General features: G+C 64.8%; 15 protein-coding genes. 9 read left to right on the top strand and 6 right to left on the bottom strand.

What is annotated here, in order from left to right:
• Nucleotides 1-112 precede the first annotated feature (112 nt).
• Both LQ564_RS23975 and pepA read left to right on the top strand, forming a co-directional pair.
• Entirely contained in the window at nucleotides 113-781 is a 669-nt protein-coding gene (locus tag LQ564_RS23975; RefSeq protein ID WP_231060635.1) for a class I SAM-dependent methyltransferase, read from the top strand.
• Between the two features lie 146 nt (nucleotides 782-927).
• A complete protein-coding gene (pepA, locus tag LQ564_RS23970) occupies nucleotides 928-1,785 on the top strand; it encodes a flocculation-associated PEP-CTERM protein PepA (protein ID WP_231060634.1) in 858 nt (285 codons plus the stop codon).
• A gap of 84 nt (nucleotides 1,786-1,869) precedes the next feature.
• Here pepA and LQ564_RS23965 read toward each other — a convergent pair whose 3' ends face one another.
• The 5 genes from LQ564_RS23965 to icmF all read right to left on the bottom strand — a co-directional run bounded on the left by LQ564_RS23965 (nucleotide 1,870) and on the right by icmF (nucleotide 10,378).
• On the bottom strand, nucleotides 1,870-2,742 hold the full coding sequence (locus LQ564_RS23965) for a ThiF family adenylyltransferase (RefSeq protein WP_231060687.1): 873 nt from the start codon (nucleotides 2,740-2,742) through the stop codon (nucleotides 1,870-1,872).
• Nucleotides 2,743-2,804: 62 nt separating this feature from the next.
• Complete coding sequence (locus LQ564_RS23960; RefSeq protein WP_231060633.1) at nucleotides 2,805-3,467, bottom strand: N-acyl amino acid synthase FeeM domain-containing protein; 663 nt, start codon at nucleotides 3,465-3,467, stop codon at nucleotides 2,805-2,807.
• A gap of 296 nt (nucleotides 3,468-3,763) precedes the next feature.
• Entirely contained in the window at nucleotides 3,764-6,544 is a 2,781-nt protein-coding gene (prsT, locus tag LQ564_RS23955; protein WP_231060632.1) for an XrtA/PEP-CTERM system TPR-repeat protein PrsT, read from the bottom strand.
• A gap of 192 nt (nucleotides 6,545-6,736) precedes the next feature.
• On the bottom strand, nucleotides 6,737-7,051 hold the full coding sequence (locus LQ564_RS23950) for a hypothetical protein (RefSeq protein WP_231060631.1): 315 nt from the start codon (nucleotides 7,049-7,051) through the stop codon (nucleotides 6,737-6,739).
• Between the two features lie 39 nt (nucleotides 7,052-7,090).
• Nucleotides 7,091-10,378 carry a fused isobutyryl-CoA mutase/GTPase IcmF gene (gene icmF, locus LQ564_RS23945; RefSeq protein WP_231060630.1) on the bottom strand — a complete coding sequence of 1,096 codons (3,288 nt, stop codon included), beginning with the start codon at nucleotides 10,376-10,378 and terminating at the stop codon, nucleotides 7,091-7,093.
• Between the two features lie 215 nt (nucleotides 10,379-10,593).
• Between icmF and LQ564_RS23940 the strand changes: the two genes are divergently transcribed.
• Both LQ564_RS23940 and LQ564_RS23935 read left to right on the top strand, forming a co-directional pair.
• Nucleotides 10,594-11,814 (top strand): HD-GYP domain-containing protein, encoded by a 1,221-nt coding sequence (locus LQ564_RS23940; RefSeq protein ID WP_269143663.1) that lies wholly within the window; start codon nucleotides 10,594-10,596, stop codon nucleotides 11,812-11,814.
• A gap of 61 nt (nucleotides 11,815-11,875) precedes the next feature.
• On the top strand, nucleotides 11,876-12,190 hold the full coding sequence (locus LQ564_RS23935) for a DsbA family protein (protein ID WP_231060628.1): 315 nt from the start codon (nucleotides 11,876-11,878) through the stop codon (nucleotides 12,188-12,190).
• A 17-nt stretch (nucleotides 12,191-12,207) separates the two neighbouring features.
• Here LQ564_RS23935 and LQ564_RS23930 read toward each other — a convergent pair whose 3' ends face one another.
• Nucleotides 12,208-13,242: a GGDEF domain-containing protein gene (locus LQ564_RS23930; RefSeq protein ID WP_231060627.1), complete on the bottom strand. Its 1,035-nt coding sequence runs from the start codon at nucleotides 13,240-13,242 to the stop codon at nucleotides 12,208-12,210.
• A gap of 347 nt (nucleotides 13,243-13,589) precedes the next feature.
• On the opposite strand from LQ564_RS23930, the gene LQ564_RS23925 reads away from it, so the two are divergent.
• From LQ564_RS23925 to LQ564_RS23905, 5 genes are all read left to right on the top strand, one after another.
• Nucleotides 13,590-13,784, top strand: coding sequence for a Flp family type IVb pilin (locus LQ564_RS23925; RefSeq protein ID WP_231060626.1), 195 nt, complete (start codon nucleotides 13,590-13,592; stop codon nucleotides 13,782-13,784).
• Between the two features lie 58 nt (nucleotides 13,785-13,842).
• Nucleotides 13,843-14,364: an A24 family peptidase gene (locus tag LQ564_RS23920; RefSeq protein ID WP_231060625.1), complete on the top strand. Its 522-nt coding sequence runs from the start codon at nucleotides 13,843-13,845 to the stop codon at nucleotides 14,362-14,364.
• A gap of 198 nt (nucleotides 14,365-14,562) precedes the next feature.
• Complete coding sequence (locus tag LQ564_RS23915) at nucleotides 14,563-15,987, top strand: ATP-binding protein (protein WP_231060624.1); 1,425 nt, start codon at nucleotides 14,563-14,565, stop codon at nucleotides 15,985-15,987.
• Nucleotides 15,984-16,826, top strand: coding sequence for a Flp pilus assembly protein CpaB (gene cpaB, locus LQ564_RS23910; protein WP_231060623.1), 843 nt, complete (start codon nucleotides 15,984-15,986; stop codon nucleotides 16,824-16,826). Before LQ564_RS23915 ends, cpaB begins: the two co-directional genes overlap by 4 nt.
• Before the next feature lie 22 nt (nucleotides 16,827-16,848).
• Nucleotides 16,849-18,486 (top strand): type II and III secretion system protein family protein, encoded by a 1,638-nt coding sequence (locus LQ564_RS23905; protein ID WP_231060622.1) that lies wholly within the window; start codon nucleotides 16,849-16,851, stop codon nucleotides 18,484-18,486.
• Nucleotide 18,487: the final 1 nt, after the last annotated feature.

Here is an 18,487-nt window from a genome sequence, read left to right as displayed (position 1 = left end):
CCAGCCCCCTCGCAGAGGGGAAGCTGGGCGGCATGACTTGCCTGGCCCGCCGGAACCACCTATATTCGCTGCTTCGATTGCCCCTGCTCTATTTCATTAACAAGGACTACCCATGACGATCGGTAAGACCCGCGACGAAATCGCCGAAGCCTATTCCTCCGAGCCATGGTGGTACGACATACGCGGCTTCTTCATTCTTACCTTCGCCTATAACAGTACGATCGGTACGCAGATGCGCTTCTTCGGGCCGAATTTCGGCCCCGATCACCTGGAAGTGGCCTGTGGCACCGGCACCCTGCTGGAAATGATCCTGAACTGGCGCCGCCGCCGCAAGCTGCCCAAGGTGAACGTGGTTGGCATCGATTACGCGCCGTCGATGCTGGCGGGGGCGAAAAAACGCTTTGCCAGGGACCCGCAGGTCAAGGTGCAGCATGCCGACGCGGCCGACCTGCCGTTCGCGGACGATCACTTCGATACGGCCAACATCGCCAACTCGATCCACTGCTTCCCGACCGTCGACGGGGCGCTGCGCGACATCCTGCGCGTGCTGAAGCCGGGCGGAACGCTGGCGGCCAATGTGCTGCTGTATCCGAGCGGCTTCGCCCCGCTGCGCTGGGCGGCGCAGAAGATCAACGATTGGGGCATCAAAAAAGGCATCCTCTACAGCCCTTTCCATGAATCCGCGATTCGCCAGAAGATGCTGGATGCCGGCTATGAGATCGCTTCCGAGTTTAAGTCTGGCAACACTTGGAATGTCGTTGCGCGCAAACCGCTTCGCTGAGCGTCCAATAACTGTCGAGTTTTTTTACATCGCCATGCACCCGGCCTAAGAGAGTCTACTAACTCATTGAAATTAAAAGGATTTAATTTCTGGCACAGTCTTTGCTAATAGTGCTGTGTAAGTTCAGACCCATTTAGGAGAAAATAATGAAGGCACTGTTGTCGAAGAAGATGATTGCTGGTGCAGCCGCTGCACTGTCGCTGTTCGCTACCACCGGCGCGCAAGCTGCCGCTACTTTCCCGGATTTCCAGGTTCAACGTCCTGACGTGGCCGGCACTGCCGGTAGGTTTACTGCTGACAAGATCACCGGTAACTATACCGAAGTCGCAACCTTCAACACCGACGGCACCTTCAATGTGTCGCTGCTGTGGACCGCTGGCCAATTCGTCCGTAACGACGGCAACACCGCACTGCCTGGCGCTGGTACCGGCCTGGGCAATACTTATGGCCTGTATGCCACCTATACGGCTTCGGGCCGCGTCATCCAGAACGGCGCGGTAACGACCTTCCTGTTCACTCCGGGCACTGGCAATCTGAGCCTCTTCCTGGACCGTAACAACAACACCACCACCACCCTGATGGGCGACCCGCTGTACACCGCGCCGATCAGCGGCTCCGGCGCGTTCACGTTTGATGCGGCTCTGAGCTCGGACGACATCGTGCTGGCAACCGGTAAAGCGCTGACCGGCGAAGGCAACCTGAACCCGACGCTGAGCACCTGCAGCAACACCAACCCGAACGCGATCAACTGCGGCAGCTTCGGCTCGACCACCAGCTTCAACCTGACCGCGGACGGCATGAACTTCTTCATCGATCCGCGTCCGTTCTACAACCTGTCCTTCCAGGCAGGCCAGCTGAACAACTTCACCCCGGCCGGTACCCAGGTCATCAATGGTTCGCTGGACGTGGTGTTCGGTGTGCCGGAACCGACCTCGCTGGGCCTGCTGGGCCTGGGTCTGCTGGGTCTGGGCGCTGCTGCAAACCGCCGCAAGCAAGCCAAGTAATGATTTCCCCGACCCGGCATGCCGGGTTCGGACGAAAAAAATCCACTGCCTAGACAGTGGATTTTTTTTGGTCGCTCAGTGTTCTCAGTGTTGCTGGAGTTTGCCGAACTGGCGCTTGCCGATCGCGATCGCGATCTTCTGGATCGGGTGGCTGTTGCCGCCTGGGCGCCAGGTTTCTTTGAGCTTGTTCCGGAAGGCATCGAACTGCATGCCGTAGGGCGCCGCCAGCACCTTCCCGCGCCCGAGCAGGATCTTGAGCGCCTCGGTCCCCACGATGCCGGCGCACAGCTGGCAGGCCATGAACGTCGACGGGCCCCGCTGCTCCTCGAAATTGACCGAGGACGGCAGCACCAGATAGGGACGGTGCAGTCCCGCCGGCGCGAGGCCGATCGCAAAGCGGATCGCCTTGTCGATGTCCGGCAAATCGCCCCACTGGAAATATTCTTCGAATGTCATCCGGCCCGGCATGAAGTTCAGCAGCGCCGCGCCCATGCCCAGGGGAGCGGCCGTCGTGGCCGGTATGCCCAGTGCTGCGCATTTGGCGAAGGTCAGGCGGCGCGCATCGAAGGCGAAGAAATCCAGGCCATCGACGTACAGGTCGGCATTGCCCAGGAACGCATCGATATTCCCGGCATCGACACCGGCCGGGAATACTTCGATTTCAACTTCCGGGTTGATGTCACGGGCCATGCGGGCCAGTACCTCGGCCTTGGGCTGGCCCAGGGTCGACATCATCGCGCCGACCTGCCGGTTGAAATTCGGGATATCGAATTCATCGAAATCGGCGATATTGAATTTCGAGATGCCAAGCCGGGTCAATGTCAATAGATGGACGCCGCCGACGCCACCGATGCCGGCGATCGCCACGCGCTTGCCGCGCAAGGTTTGTTGTTCTTCAGGAGTGATCCAGCCGATATTGCGTGCAAAAGCCTGCTCGTAGCGAAACGGGTTGTTCATCGAAGGGATGGAAACAGTTGATGGAAAGCGCCCCCACCGGCGCGTCATGACACCGCGAGGTATCAGGGAAGATTCTGCTCATCCATGCGCAAGAGGCGGTTGATGATACCGCGTTCCTCGCGAGGCGAAAAGAAATAAGGGTAGAGCGAGCGTTCCGTGCCGCCGGCGGCCGAGTCGAAGGTGCCCCCGAACCGTTCGACCTGTTCGCCCACATAATCGAGCGACAGGTGCATCAGATAGGCGGGGGCATTCACCCGCGGATTGATCTTCAGTTCTCCCTGCTGCCGAAAACCCAGCATGCGTTCGTAGAAACGCAAATGGCGTGGATTGATCTCGATGATCACGTCGGTGCAGTCGTACAGGTCGCGTGCGTAGATTAGCGCCAGGTGGAACACATTGGCCAGCGGGACGCGCGAGCGTTCCGACAGGTCGAATGCGAGCTTGGTGCATTCGCAGAGCCGCGCCCCGCGCGCCCGGTGTTCGTCGAGGATGTCCTTGAACAGTTCGTCGGCCATCAGGCCGCGGTCCGAGTCGATGCCGATCGTGACGGTTCCCACCACGTCGCCGCGGTCGGTCGCAGTCAGCGTCACGCGATTGGTCTCGTCGAGAACATGACGCGTGCCGGCATACCCGCGACGGGCATACATCCGTTTCACCAGCATGCTGGCCGAATTGCGGCCATCGGCAGTATCGGTGAGACGAATTCCGTACGAATCGTCATTCACGATAAAACGTCCTCGAAAAGAAGAGGCTGCCATCGTAACGCGATCCACGCCGGACGAGCGTTCGCTAGGAAGCAGCCAATTGACCTCGGTCGCCAGGGCGAAAAAGTAATGCACCGCAGGGCGCTGACAGCACGCTTCGGCGGTTCTGGATAATCCGGGTTTTGGCCAGTGCCTGCGCTTTCGATGAAGCGCGGCTTGTTGTATCGGATTCCGGGCCCGATCATATCGGGACGCTTTTCAGCCGAGGGCGCAGCGCCTCACGGAATCCGTTGAATTGATAATGTTATATTATCAACTCAAAGCGTTTTGAGCAATGCGCGCGCGGCTTCGATATCGCTGAAAGGCGTGTTTTGCGCCAGCGCCTTGTCGATCTCCCTGCGTGCAGCCTGCTTGTCGCCGGATTTGTGCAACGCGACGCCCAGGTGATAGCGGATTTCAGCCGATTCCGGCGCCTTGTCCACTGCTTTCTTCAACAGCGGCAGGGCGCGCGTGGTATCGCCCTTTTCCACCAGCAGCCAGGCCAGCGTATCCATCACGCCGGGATTCTCGCCGGCCACCTTGAATGCCTGTTCCGCCGTCGCCAGCGCGCGCGGATCCTTCTCCTGCTGGTAGGCCCATGCCAGGTTGTTGAGCACCAGGGGATTATCCGGCGCCGTCTTGAGCGCCCGCTCGAGCACCGAGATGGCAGGCTTGTATTCCTTGCTGGAGAAATTGGCTTGCGCCACCATCAAGGCAATACCCACGTCGCCGGGATGCTGGTTCAGCCACTGCGCGCCGCGCGCCTTGACCTCCTTGGACTTGCCGGCGATCGCCAGGGCCTGCATCGTCTTGCCGAACAGTTCTCCCGAAGGCGCGATCGCTTGCGCTTTGTCATAGGCGGCGATTGCCTGGTCAGCCTTGCGCTGCGCCAGCATTACATCGCCTTCGAGCACGTGGCCAACCGGTGAGCGCGGCTCGAGTTTCTGCACGTCGCGCGCCACCTGCAGCGCCTCGTCCGGCTTCTTGGCGCGCATCGCCATTTCGATCTGGGCCAGGCGCGCCGGGAGGAAGGTCGGCTGCAGTTCCACGGCGCGCCTGATATGGGTTGCCGCCGAGGCATCGTTGTTCATGACCTGGTAGACGGCGGCCAGGCGCATCTGGGCCAGTGCGGATTTCGGCATGACGTTGACCAGCTTGCCGTAGGTGTCCAGTGCGCCCGCGGTGTCCTTGGTCGCCATCTGCGCCTGGCCCAGCAGTTCGAGCACGGCGCCGTTGGTCGGATTGGCCGGCTGCAGCTTGCGCGCCAGGGTCAGCGCCTTCTGCGGCTGCTTGGTGCGCAGGTATTGCATACCCAGGTTGACGGCGGGCGCCACGGCTTCCGGATTGGCATTGCTGGCCTTCTCGAGCCAGCTGGTCGTTTCTTCCGGACGGTTTTGCGACATTGCCAGCTCGGCCAGCGCCGTCATCGCCTCGGGATTGTTCTTGTCCTTTTCCAGCACTTTCAGGAAACGCTGCTTGGCGGCATCGGGGTTCTTTTCCTGCAGGTCGAGGCGCGCCAGGTTGGCGACGGCGGCCATGAAGGCCGGCTGCAGCGCCACCGCCTTGTCGAAGGCGGCGCGGGCCTTGGCCGAATCCCCCTTGGCTTGGTACGCAATGCCTTTCAGGTTATGAACCTGCGGATTGTCCGGCTGCTGCTTTTCCAGCGCGCTCACCGTTTCCAGCGCCTTGTCGTACTGTTTCATGCCCATCTGCGTCTGCATCAGGGCGATGCTGGCCTCGGCCGACTTGGGGTCGAGCGAGGTTGCCAGTTCCAGTTCCTTCATGCCGCGCGCCTGGTCACCCTGGGCCAGCCTGGACAGGCCGAGCGAGGTACGCACGCCGGCAGCCTTGGGCGCCAGTTCCGCCGCTTTTTCCAGGTAGCCGCTGGCCTTGCCGAAGTCGCGCACCTGCATATAGGATTGCCCAGCCAGCGCCAGCAACTGGGCATCCTGGGTACCGTCCTTCAGCACCGGCGCCAGCGCCGCGGCCGCGTCCGCCGGCTGGCTGGCCTTGAGCAGGGTCTGGGCCAGCAATTTGCGCGCGTAGACGTTATTGGGGTTGCTCTCGACGTATTTGCGCAGGTGCTGTTCGGCCTGCTGGATCGAGCCGAGGTTCATCTCGGATGCGCCAGCCAGCAGCAGGGTCGGCATATGGTCGGGCGCCACCTTCAGGATCTTTTGCAGCGATTCCTGGGCGACGGCATACTTCCCTTGCGAGAATTCGTACAGCGCGCGGGTGTAGGTCACCAGCAGATTGCCTGGCGCTGCCTTCTCCGCGCCTTCGATGGCCGCTTTCGCCTCAGGGAATTTGCCACGCGAGATTTCAACGTAGGCTTTCTCGATATAGGCGTCGCGATAATTCGGCTTGATCTTCAGGACCTCGTTGTACGCCGCGATGGCCTCGTCCGGCTTGCCGCTCATGCGATGCACGGTGCCTTGCGCCATCCAGACATCCGGGTTCTTCGGATCCTTGGCCAGCGCCTGCGCCAGGAACAGTTCGGCGGCGACCTTGTCGCCAGACTGCATCGCATGGCGCGCCAGGCCCAGCAGGGCGGCGCCGGCATTCGGGTCGGCCGCCAGCGCGGCGTTGAACGCCGCCTTGGCTTCATCCAGCTTGCCGCTGGCCAGCAGGGCGTCGCCGCGCAGGGTCAGCAGCGGAGCCGAACCTTTGGCCTTGTCTTCGCTGATCTCGTCCAGCACTTCCTTGACGCGGCCCTGCTGCATATTGGCCTTGCCCAGCAGCGGCAGGACGCGGCCGTCGTCGATGCCGAGCGAGCGCGCCTTGCGCAATTCCTTGTCGGCCGAGACGGCGTCGCCCATTTCAAGATGCAGCATGCCCAACTGCATACGTGCTTCTCCATCCTCCGGGCTGTTTGCCACGGCATTCTTCAGCTGAATGGCGGCAGCCTTCAGGTCACCCTTCTGCTGGTATTGCTTGGCCTCGGCCAGTAGGGTGGCGGTCGATTCGGTCTTGCCGCAGGCGCTCAAGCCGGCCATCAGGACAGCGCTGGAGAGAAGGGCGGCGGAAAGCTTGTGGAGCGTGGAGACGTGGCGCGGCATCGTGATTCCTTGTGGGGTTGTCTGGAGCATCGCATGTTGATGCGAATTAACTCGGCAACAATAATACATGATGGAATCGTGTGCCAACGCAATGTCGAGGCTGGTTTGTTGCGGATTGTTCCCAATAGTTTCTAAGGAAAAATGCGGCAGGGAAAGTTGCAGAATTTGGCCCAAATTTGGGCCGAGTCATGTCTATTCCGGTGTCCCGCCTTTGCGCAAACGGGACAGCAAGGCTTCGACATTGTCGCCCACCGGCAGGCCGTGGCGGCGCAGCAGCTGGACGTGCAGCACCAGGTTTTCCAGCACCAGCTTGGCCGACACCGCCAGCAGGGTCGTGATGCGGTCTTCGGTGCTGAAATTCTCCATCGCGGCCGCCATCTCGCACAGGTGGGTCGCCACCAGGGTGCGCAACTCGTCCTCGGGAAAAGGCAGGTCGGCGAAATCGATCGGGTCTTCCTGTTCGACTTCGTGCATCAGGGCGGCGAGTTGTTCGGGCTGGATCGGCATGAATGGACTCCACTGGTGGGGTAGAGTCCATTCTAAGCCTTACATATTGCGTCGGTACTGGCCGCCGACCTCGAACAGCGCGGTCGTGATCTGGCCCAGCGAACAGACGCGCACCGCGTCCATCAGGCGCGCGAACACGTTCTCGTTGTCGATCGCGGCTTGCTGCAGGGCGGCCAGGGCGGCCGGCGCCTGCCCCGCGTTGCGGGCGTGGAAAGCTTCCAGGCGGGTCAGCTGCGACTGCTTTTCGTCGTCGGTGGAGCGCGCCAGTTCGATCGTCGCCGGCGCCCCCGCACCCTTCGGATTGCGGAAGGTGTTGACGCCGATGATCGGCAGGGTGCCGTCGTGCTTCTGGTGCTCGTACAGCATCGACTCTTCCTGGATCTTGCCGCGCTGGTAGCCGGTCTCCATCGCGCCCAGCACGCCGCCGCGCTCGGCGATGCGCTCGAATTCCTGCATCACCTGCTCTTCGACCAGGTCGGTCAGCTCGTCCATGATGAACGATCCCTGGTTCGGGTTCTCGTTCTTCGCCAGGCCCCATTCGCGGTTGATGATCAGCTGGATCGCCAGCGCGCGGCGGACGGATTCGTCGGTCGGCGTGGTGATCGCCTCGTCGTAGGCGTTGGTGTGCAGCGAGTTGCAGTTGTCGTAGATCGCGATCAGGGCCTGCAGGGTGGTGCGGATGTCGTTGAAGTCGATCTCCTGGGCGTGCAGCGAGCGGCCCGAAGTCTGGATGTGGTACTTCAGCTTTTGCGAGCGCTCGTTGGCGCCGTACTTGTCGCGCATCGCCACCGCCCAGATGCGGCGCGCCACCCGGCCCAGCACCGTGTATTCCGGGTCCATGCCGTTCGAGAAGAAGAACGACAAATTTGGCGCGAAGTCGTCGATGTGCATGCCGCGCGCCAGGTAGGCTTCCACGAAGGTGAAGCCGTTCGACAGCGTGAAGGCGAGCTGCGAGATCGGGTTCGCGCCGGCTTCGGCGATGTGGTAACCCGAGATCGACACCGAGTAGAAGTTGCGCACCTGGTGGTGGACGAAATACTCCTGGATGTCGCCCATCACCTTCAGCGAGAACTCGGTGCTGAAGATGCAGGTGTTCTGGCCCTGGTCTTCCTTCAGGATGTCGGCCTGCACCGTGCCGCGCACGTTCATCAAGACCCAGTCCTTGATCTTCCGGGCTTCGTCGTCGGTCGGCTGGCGGCCATTGTCAGCCACGAACTTGTCGATCTGCTGGTCGATGGCGGTATTCATGAACATCGCCAGGATGGTCGGGGCCGGGCCGTTGATGGTCATCGAAACCGAGGTGCTCGGGCTGCACAAATCAAAACCGTCGTACAGCACCTTCATGTCGTCCAGGGTCGCGATCGACACCCCCGAGTTGCCGACCTTCCCATAGATGTCGGGACGCAGGGCCGGGTCGGCGCCGTACAGGGTGACGGAGTCGAAGGCGGTCGACAGGCGTTTCGCATCCATGCCGGTCGAGACCAGCTTGAAGCGTTTATTCGTGCGGAAGGCGTCGCCTTCGCCCGCGAACATGCGGGTCGGGTCTTCGCCTTCGCGCTTGAAGGCGAACACGCCGGCGGTGTAGGGGAAGGAGCCCGGCACGTTTTCCAGCATCAGGAAGCGCAGGATCTCGCCGTGGTCCTCGAATTTCGGCAGCGCCACCTTGCGGATCGGGTTGCCCGACAGGGTCCTCGAGACCAGGCGGGTGCGGATTTCCTTGTCGCGGATTTTCACCACGTAGTCGTCGCCCGCATAGGCGGCCTGCATGTCCGGCCACATGGCCAGCAGTTTTTTCGCGCCGACTTCCATGGCGCCGTCACGTTCGGTGATCAGGTCGTCCAGCACCACGTCGCGGTTGGCGGCCGCCAGCATGCGCTTGGTCTCGCTCAGCTGCTGGCGCTCGCGCGCGAGCTGCACCTGCTTCTTCACATTGCGGTGGTAGCCGCGCACGGTGTCGGCGATCTCGGCCAGGTAGCGGGCACGCGCCGGCGGAACGATCACGTTCTTGCCGCTCGAGTACTTCTGGGTCGGGGGAGCGAGTTTGCTCGGTTCCAGGGTCAGGCCGAGTTCCGCCAGTTTCGGCAGCAGGCCGTGGTACAGCGCGGTCACGCCGTCGTCGTTGAAGCGCGACGCTTGCGTGCCGTAGACCGGCATCTCGTCCGGCTGGCGGCTCCACAGTTCGCGGTTGCGCTGGTACTGCTTCGCGACGTCGCGCAGCGCGTCCTGGGCGCCCTTGCGGTCGAATTTGTTGATCGCGATGAAATCGGCGAAGTCCAGCATGTCGATCTTCTCGAGCTGGGAGGCGGCGCCGAATTCCGGGGTCATCACGTACATCGAGGTGTCGACGTGCGGCACGATGGCGGCGTCGCCCTGGCCGATGCCCGAGGTCTCGACGATGACGAGATCAAAGCCAGTGACCTTGCAGGCCGCGATGACGTCCGGCAGCGCTTGCGAGATCTCGGAACCGGCTTCGCGCGTCGCGAGCGAGCGCATGAACACGCGCGCCTGGCCGTTCCACGGATTGATCGCGTTCATGCGGATACGGTCGCCCAGCAGGGCGCCGCCCGACTTGCGGCGCGAGGGGTCGATCGAGATCACGGCGATGTTGATGCGGTCGCCCTGGTCGAGGCGGATGCGGCGGATCAGTTCATCGGTCAGCGAGGACTTGCCGGCGCCGCCGGTGCCGGTAATGCCCAGCACCGGGGCCTTGACGGTGTCGGCCGCTTCCATGATCTGCGTGCGCAGGCCTGGGTCGACCTTGCCGCTTTCGAGGGCGGTGATCAGCTGGGCCAGCGGGCGGTGGCGGTCGGCGATGTCGCCGGCGCGCAGCGCCTCCAGCGAAGTGGGGGCGTAGGACGACAGGTCGACGTCGCAGGTCTCCAGCATCGAGCGGATCATGCCGACCAGGCCCATGCGCTGGCCATCTTCCGGACTGAAGATGCGGGTGACGCCGTAGGCGTGCAGTTCCTCGATCTCGCTCGGGACGATCACGCCGCCGCCGCCGCCGAACACCTTGATGTGGGCGCCGCCGCGCTGGCGCAGCAGGTCGATCATGTACTTGAAGTATTCGACGTGGCCGCCCTGGTAGCTCGAGATGGCGATGCCCTGCACGTCTTCTGCGAGGGCGGCGGTGACGACTTCGTCGACCGAGCGGTTGTGGCCGAGGTGGATCACTTCGGCGCCGTTCGACTGCAGGATGCGGCGCATGATGTTGATCGAGGCGTCATGGCCGTCGAACAGCGAGGCGGCGGTGACGAAGCGCACCTTGTTGGCCAGTTTCGGCTGCTCCGGCAAGTCCAGTTTGGCGGCGGGGGTGATGTCGTTCATGGATGTGGTCCTTGGGGGAATTCGGGCGGACGAGGGTATCCTGCTACGGTATATGACGTTTACGTTAACGTCAAGGAGACGACGTGCTCATGGGCGCCACAACCCCTGCTTTGGATGTGTGTTTGTGAAGCAACAAATGGTGATTGTTGGTAAAATGGTTGATATACTGCATCCAAGGTGCATAAGCACCCAATATTACGGAGCAGAGTCGGACCATGTTGAAAAAGGTGGATGCATCGCAGCTAAAGATCGGCATGTTCATTCATGACCTCGATTGCGGCTGGATGGAACATCCCTTCGTGCGCAGCCGCTTCCTGTTGAGCACGGAAGACGAGATCGTCAAGATCCGCAGCGCCAGGATCCGCGGCGTGGTGATCGACTGCAGCAAGGGCATGGACGTCGACGACGCCCCGACCCTGGCCCAGGCCGAAGCCGCGCTCGACGCCGAAGTCGCCGCGATCGCCGCCAGGCCGATCGTGGTGGCGCGCGTCTCGCTGGGCGAGGAACTGCAGCGCGCGGCTCAGATCCGCAAGCAGGCCGTGGGCCTGGTGCGCACCGTGATGGCCGACGCGCGCCTCGGCAAGGCGGTCGAGCTGGACCAGGTCAGCCCGGTGGTGCAGGCCGTGACCGAATCGATCCTGCGCAATTCCGGCGCCCTGCTGGGCCTCCTGCGCATCAAGAACAAGGACGACTACACCTTCCTGCATTCGGTCAGCGTGTGCGCGCTGCTGGTGGCGTTCTGCCGCTCGCGCAAGATGGACGATGAGACGATCTACCAGGCCGGCCTGGGCGGGCTGCTGCACGACACCGGCAAGGCGCTGGTGCCGGATGCGATCCTGAACAAGGAGGGCCGCCTGACCGACGAGGAATTCGAGGTCATCAAGCGCCACCCGCGCGACGGCTACGACATCCTGGTGAAGACGCCGGAGATCGGCCACATCCCGCTCGATATCACGCTGCACCACCACGAGCGCCGCGACGGCAGCGGCTATCCGGACCGGCAGCCTGAAAGCGAAATCAGCGAACTGGCCCAGATGGCGGCGATCGTCGACGTCTACGATGCGATCACCTCGGACCGCTGCTACCACAAGGGCATGCCGGCGGCCGAAGCGCTGCGCAAGATCTACGAGTGGAGCAAGTTTCACTTCAACCCGACCCTGGCCCAGGAATTCATGCGCTGCGTCGGCATCTACCCGGTCGGCACCCTGGTGCTGCTGGAATCGGGCCGCCTGGGCGTGGTGATCGAGCCGCACGAAACCAGCCTGCTCACGCCCAAGGTCAACGTGTTCTTCAGCACGAAGAACCAGGCCTACATCAAGCCCCAGACCCTCGACCTGTCCAAGCCCTTCGGCTTCGGCGGCGGCGACAAGATCGTGCGCCACGAGTCGCCCGAGAAGTGGCAGGTCAATCCGCTGCAGTTCCTGAACATCGCCTGAGCCGCGGCTGCAGCTGCTGCTGTGTGCTGGGCGCCGACACCAACCCCGGAGGAGGGCAGGCATGGCGGCGGCTATCGCATTCCGGTTCGAGTTCGGCAGCAACTACAGCTACCTGGCGCTGATGCGCATCGAGGCGCTGGCGAAGCGCGCTGGCGTGGCGCTGCGCTACGACCCCTTCCTGCTCGGACCGGTCTTTCGCGCACTCGGCTGGCAAGCGGGCACGCAGGCGATCAAGGACGCCCTGCGCGCGCGGACGGCCAGGGCGCGCGCGCTCGGCATCTTCGGGGCGCCAACCTTCATCGTGGCGGGCAAGATATTCTGGGGCAACGACCGCCTGGAGAATGCGCTGGACTACGCGCAATCCCTGCGCACCTGAGGCGCTTTACAACGCGTTCAGAAGAATTCGGCGGTGTCGTTGGTGGCGACGGTCTGCAGCAGGCCGCCCGCCACCAGCTCCTCGTAGTGGCAGGCGCGGTTGCGGCCATGGGCCTTGGCGAAGTACAGGGCCTGGTCGGCATGGCCGAGCGTGACCACCGGCGAGTCGGCCGCGCTGATGCTGGTGAAGCCGACGCTCACCGTCACCCGTCCGACCTGGGGGAATTCGTGCGCTTCGACGTTGGTGCGGAAGCGGTCGATGATCTTGCGCGCATTCTCCAGGGTCGTCGAACGCAGCAGCACCACGAATTCCTCGCCGCCGAAGCGGAACACCCGGTCCTGGGCGCGGAACGACGACTGCAGCAGATTGGCGATCAGGATCAGCACCTCGTCGCCGTACAGGTGGCCGAAGCGGTCGTTGACCAGCTTGAAGTGGTCGACGTCGACCACGGCCAGCCACTGCTTTTCTTCCAGCCCGTGGTGGCGGCGCTCGGGCTGGCCCGGCACCAGCGTCTCGGCATCGACGGCGTGCAGCATGCGCGCCAGTTGGTCGTCGAAGGTCTTGCGGTTGAGCAGGCCGGTGAGCGAATCGCGTTCGCTGTAGTCGAGCAGGTTCTGGAAGTTGCGGTAGACGCTGACGATCCCGCTGATCATGTGGACCGCATCGGCATTGAAGCTGTGCTCGTGGGTGATCTCGAGGCAGGCGCCGGCCTGATCGCCGAACCAGATCGGCAGCCACAGGCGGCGCAGGCCGTCGCTGCCCACGCCTTCCGCGCGCGAGGCGTGCTGGTCGAGGCAGGCGGCCAGTTCGGGGAAGGCGGCGATCGGCTCGCCCGGGCTGCTGTCCTGCGGCTCTTCCGGACAGGCCACGCCGCCGGCGCGGATGCAGGCGCGCGAGCGCACGAAGCGCTGGCCGCAGACGGTGGCGATCGCCAGCACCCTGGCCTGCGTGGCGCCCGACAGTTCCTGTACCGCTGAAATCACGGAAATGTCCAGCATCGTGTGATCGCGGTGGCCAGTCATGTCCACCATGTGTCTCAGCAGGGAATCCATGTCGTCAGAAACAAAGTCAGGCAAAAAGCTAGGCTCGTCGGCAGTAGGGGATTGCCGCTTTTTTGAGCGGAAAAGGAGACAGCATAAAGCGTTTTTGTATTGTAGGCAACTATTCTTGACAATATTAATCGTTTCTTGGCGCAACTTATTCAAGTGGAAACGTATCCTTTACGCCGCCTCAACCGCGATGGGATGAAATCATTTCCACAAGGAAAACTTGCACAACATCAACTTGCCGTGTGGAACTATTCGCTACAGTGAACTCACTGACAGACGCAGTCGTAAGCAGCACAAGACGGGGCCCCGTCTGTCAGTAAGTCCCTTCAACCACCACAAGGAGTTTCGTCATGAGCACCATTACTACCGCGATCAAGACCTTCATTGCTGATGAAGACGGTGTGACGGCCATCGAGTACGGCCTGATTGCCGCCCTGATCGGCGTCGTGATGGCAAGTGTCGCAGGCGATGTCGGCAACAAGATCAAGGATGCGTTCACCTACATCGCGGAGCAGTTCGACGCTGTTCCGGCTGCTGGCGCCTGATCGCCTGTGTCCCCCGGGGCGCCGTCCGGCCCCGGGGGGCTTTTTTTTGGAGCGGATCATGGTTGTTGCACCCTATCTCGATACCCTGTTGCTGCTGCTTGCCGCCGCCGCCGCGATCAACGACCTGGCCAGCCGGCGCATCCCGAATCTCCTGCTCCTGTGCGGCCTGGCGGGCGCACTGGTCCTGCACGCGCTCTCGGCCGAACCCGGCGCGGCCCTGCTGTCCAGCCTGGGCGGCTTCGCCGCCGGACTGCTGATCTTCCTTCCCTTTTACCTGGTGCGCGGCATGGCCGCCGGCGACGTCAAGATGATGGCCACGGTCGGCGCCTTCACCGGACCGGCCACCGCCCTGCACATCGCCATCATGGCCTGGTGCGCCGGCGGCGCGATGGCGCTCGCCATCATCGTCTTGCGCGGCCGGCTGCGCCTGGCCGTGGGCAACCTCTGGCGCATCGGCCGCGCCGCGCTGCTGCGCATGCCGGCCGGCGCAGCGGGCAAAAGCGAAAGCGCCGGTTCGATGCCGTACGGGGTGGCGATCGCGGCCGGCACCATCTACGTCATCGCCATGCGCTACAGCTGAAGCAGGCCGAAGCCAACCATTTTCTTGCGGCTTTTTTGCGTTCTTCTTGCGCTGGTTTCAAGCATGTTTCGGGCAAGTTTGCGCGCCGGATCGAGCGCTCCCCCTTCCTTGCTGGGCGTCAAACGGGGTGGAGGGGGTGGTGGCTAGAATCAATTTAACAAATGTAAGAAATATCCGTATCCAGCAGGAGGTTTCTTTATGGAAGCATTGTCAGCATCGCCGCCGGCCATCGCGCGTGGCGGCGCCCTGGACGCGGCGGGCGGGATCGAGGCGGCGCCGGTCCTGCCGCGCCAGGCGCGCACGGTGCGCGATACCGGCCTGGAGCCGCGTGTCGTCACCGCCCTGGTGCTCAAGACCATGCACGCCGGCGGCAAGACGGCGCTGTCGATGCTGACCGGCCGCCTGCGCCTGTCGACCGGGGTGGTGCGCGAAGTGCTGCAGGGCCTGGTGGCGGAGCAGCTGGCCGAAGTCGCCTGGTCCGGCGACAGCGACATCGACGTGCACTACCAGCTCACCGCCTTCGGCCAGCGCGCCGCCGCCGAGCACCTGGCGCAATCGCGCTATACCGGCCCGGCCCCGGTGACCCTGGACGCCTGGCGCGCCGTGGTCGAGGCGCAGTCGCTGCGCCAGCCTGACGGCGCCCGCGTCACGCCCGCCGAGCTGCAAGCCCTGCTGCAGGACGACGGCATCGAACCGGCGCTGCGCGAGCTGCTGGGCGCGGCCCTGCACTCGCAGCGCCCGCTGATGCTGTACGGCCCTGCCGGCGGCGGCAAGACCCATCTGGCGCGCAAGCTGGCGCGCCTGCGCCAGGATCCGATCGCCGTGCCCTACGCGGTGCTGGTCAAGCACGAGATCGTGCAGGTCCACGACCCGGCCCTGCATCCGGCGCCGCTGCAGGCGCGTTCCATGGAAGACCGGCGCAGCTGCGATGCGCGCTGGGCCCTGTGCCGGCGTCCGCTGGTCCACGTCGGCGCCGAGCTGGCGCGCGACATGCTGGAACTGCGCGTCGACGCCGCCAGCGGCGTGCTGCGCGCGCCGCCGCACCTGCTGGCCAACAACGGCCTCCTGATCCTCGACGACCTGGGTCGCCAGCGGGTGCCGCCCGCCGAGGTGCTGCACCGCTGGCTGGGGGCGCTGGAAAGCGGCGTCGACCACGTGGCGGTGCCGAACGGCGCCAGCCATGCGCTGCCCTTCGACGTCTCGCTGGTGCTGGCCACCAGCCTGGCGCCGGAGGCGGTGCTGGACGAATCCTGCCTGCGCCGCATCGGCTACCGGATCCCGGTCGGCCCGCTGTCCGAACCCGGCTACCGCGCGCTGGTCCGGCGCCAGTGCCGCTTGCGCGGGATCGAACCGGACGAAGCCGCGATCGATTACCTGGTCCACGAGCTGCACCGCCGCACCCGGCGTCCACTGCTGGCGGCCTGGCCGCACGAGCTGCTCGGCCGCATCCACGACTTCGCCGGCTTCGCCGGCCAGGCCCCGCGCTTCGACTGCGCCAGCCTGGCGCGCGCCTGGGGCAGCCTGTTCTCGAACGACACCGGGCCTGATGCAAGCGGCAATCCGGGCGGCGCACCCCTTTCGACACCAATGCCCGCGTCCAGCGAGCCGGGAGACACCCCATGAAGAACAAGCGTGCCGTGATCGTGATGACGCTCGCGATCCTGTTCGGCCTGGCCGCCGTGGTGCTGGCCTCCACCTGGCTGCTGCGGCAACCGGCGGCCAGCAGCGGGCGCATCGTGGTGGCCGCCGCCGACATCAACATCGGCCAGCGCCTCAACCCCGACATGCTCAAGCTGGTCGAATGGCCGGCTCATAGCGTGCCGAAGGGCGCCTTCGACGATCCGCAGAAACTCGGCGGACGCGTGCTCAAGACCAGCATCCTGATGGGCGAGCCGCTGAGCGAAGCCAAGCTGGCGCCCAGCGGCACGGTCGGCGGCCTGTCGGCCCTGATCACCGAGGGCAAGCGCGCCATCACGGTGCGCGTGAACGACGTGATCGGGGTGGCCGGCTTCGCGCTGCCGGGCAACTACGTCGACATCATCGTCAGCACCGAGACCGAGCCGCCGCCGCAGGCCGAGCAGCCGCGCAAGCAGAGCATCTCGAAGATCGTGCTGGAGCGCATCCTGGTGCTGGCGGTGGCGCAGGAAGTCAACCGCGACGAGACCAAGCCCAAGGTGGTCAATGCGGTGACCCTGGAAGTCACGCCCGAACAGGCCGAGCAGCTGGACCTGGCGCGCAGCGTCGGCACCCTGTCGCTGGCCCTGCGCAACCAGGTCGACCCGGCCGCCGCCGCGACCCTCGGCGCGACCAAGCAGAACCTGCTGCCGGCGCCGCCGCTGCGGCCGGTCGCGCTGCCGGTGCAGCGTCCGCGTCCGCCCGCCCCGCGGCCGGCAGCGACGCCGGCGCCACGCAACTGCGTCAAGGTCATCAACGGCCTGCACACCTCGCAGGAATGCTTCTGACCTATCTACCGGGATCGATGCCATGAACAGACGCTTCTTCTTCGCACCGCTGGCCGTCGGCCTGGCCATGAGCGCCGTGCAATCCGCCAGGGCGGCCGACAACGCCGCCGCGGCACCGGCCGCCGCTCCCGCCGTGGCGAACGCCAGGGCGCCTGCCAAGGCGCCGCCGCCGGCCAGATCCTCGGCCTCCGCCAAGCCGAAGGCCGCGGCGGCGGCGCCGGAAGCGCGCGCACCCGCGGCCGGCTGCAGCGGCGAAGCCGCGCGCCCGGCCACCCTGAACCTCAACATGGGCAAGTCGACCATGCTGCGCCTGCCGGAAAAGGTGGCCAACCGCAGCGTCGGCAACCCCGCCATCGTGCAGGCCATGCTGGTGGCGCCGGACACGCTGTACATCGCCGGCGTCGACGTCGGCACCACCAACATGATCGTGCAGGGCAGGAGCGGCTTGTGCAGCGTGGTCGACATCGTGGTCGCGATGGACCCGGCCGCCCTGCAGGCGACGCTCGCCGCCGCGATGCCGGAGGAAAAGGAGATCCGGGTGATCGCCGCCGCCGATTCCCTGGTCCTGACCGGCACCGTCAGCGACGCCGGCGCCATCGCCCGCGCGGTCGAGCTGGCGACGGCCTACGTGCGGCGCCCGGTGCGCCAGCTGCCGTCGGCGGACAAGAACAACGACACCGACGGCGTGGTCCCGCTGAGCGCCAACGGCGCCAGCAGCCTGAATAACGGCGGGAGCGGCGCCAGCGCGGCGGCGGCCAGGGTGGTGAATATGCTGAACGTCAGCGCACCGCAGCAGGTGCAGCTCGAAGTCAAGATCGCCGAGGTGTCCAAGACCCTGCTCGAGCGGCTCGAGACCGACGCCGCGTTCAGCTTCGGTTCCGGCAGCTGGACCACGCGCCTGGTGTCGAACTTCCTGACCGGCCGCGCCCAGGGCGGCCTGCGGTTCGACAAGGACAACGGCAACCGGCTGGTGGGCGAGGCCGACAAGCAGGACGGCCTGGTGCGGGTGCTGGCCGAACCCAACGTGCTGGCGATCAGCGGCCAGGAAGGCACCTTCCTCGCCGGCGGCAAGTTCTTCATCCCGGTGGCCCAGGACAACAACAAGGTCACGCTTGAGGAAAAGGAATTCGGCGTGGCGCTGCGCTTCACCCCGACCGTGCTGGCGGGCGGCCGCATCAACCTGAAGGTGGCGCCGGAAGTGTCGGAGCTCTCGCGCGAAGGCGTGGGCGTGTCGGCGGTCGGCATCACCGGCAACGCGATCCTGCCGCTGGTGACCACGCGCCGCGCCAGCACCACCGTGCAGCTCCACGACGGCCAGAGCTTCGCCATCGGCGGCCTGGTGAAGAACAACCTGGTGGCCAACCTGAAGGGCTTGCCGATGCTGGGCGAAGTGCCGGTGCTGGGCGCGCTGTTCCGCAGCACCGACTACCAGCAGGACCGCACCGAACTGGTGTTCGTGATCACGGCGCGCCTGGTCAAGCCGATCGCCGGGCCGGGCTATGTGCTGCCGACCGACAAGGTCGGCATCCCGTCGCGCGCCGGCGTGCTGCTCGGCGGACGCCTGGAAGGCGAAGCACCGGCCACCAGCACCGCGGCCGCCTCCACGCCGCCGGCCGCACCTCCCGCCGCGCAGACCGCCGGCGGCTTCGAACTCAGATAGG

Origin of the sequence: Massilia phyllostachyos (assembly GCF_021044825.1) — a bacterium.
GTDB lineage: Bacteria > Pseudomonadota > Gammaproteobacteria > Burkholderiales > Burkholderiaceae_D > Telluria > Telluria phyllostachyos.
The sequence above is the reverse complement of the archived record's forward strand: the minus strand, read 5'-3'. Positions and strand labels throughout refer to the sequence as shown.